Annotated in this window: 1 pseudogene; it reads right to left on the bottom strand. The window is 78.8% G+C overall.

What is annotated here, in order from left to right:
- A pseudogene (locus EEJ42_RS31030) lies at positions 1 to 638 on the bottom strand (hypothetical protein); the annotation flags it as partial.

Genomic DNA, 638 nt, shown 5'->3' with positions numbered 1-638 from the left:
GGGGCCCATCCGGGCGGCAGGGGCGGCGCGGCGGGCGGGTAGCGCGTGCCCAGCGCGGCCCGGAGCGGACGCGCGCCCGGGTAGTAGGTGAGGTCGGCGTCGAGCACCAGACCGAGGGGCAGCGCCTGCTCGGGGGCCCTGCCCGCCGCGCCGAAGGACAGCAGCATCGCCATCCGGCCCGTGCCACGGCCGCGCAGCCAGATCCGCCGGGTGGTGAGCTTGCCGTCGCTGCTGTCCTCGCGGCCCAGGACGAGCCACTGGTCCCGGACCGGCTGCCCGTGCGCGAGCAGCTCGGCCACCGGCACCGTGACGCCGACCCGGGAGCGCGTGGTGGCGGCCAGCTCCTCCGGCAGGCTGTCGAGGTGGAGGAAGCCCTGGTTGAGGAGGTGCGCCAGGGCGCATTCCTCCAGCAGCCGGGCGGGCCAGCCGGGGCCGGAGGAGGGGATCGCGCCCAGCTCCCGCACCCGCGCCTCCAGGCCGGGGGCCTGGGCGTCGACCATGCGGGCGGCCGTCTCATCCCACGCCCCGTACCCGGCGCGGTCGGCCGTGGCCAGGCCGTCCCGCAGCAGGTCCGACAGCCGCTGCTCCAGCTCCGTGGCGCCCGCCGCGATGCGCTGGGCGCGCCGCTCGGCGCGGCG

This window comes from Streptomyces botrytidirepellens, assembly GCF_003721215.1.
In the GTDB taxonomy this organism is placed as follows: Bacteria; Actinomycetota; Actinomycetes; order Streptomycetales; family Streptomycetaceae; genus Streptomyces; species Streptomyces himastatinicus.
Note: the sequence above shows the minus strand (reverse complement) of the source record. Positions and strands in the feature narration are given on the sequence as shown.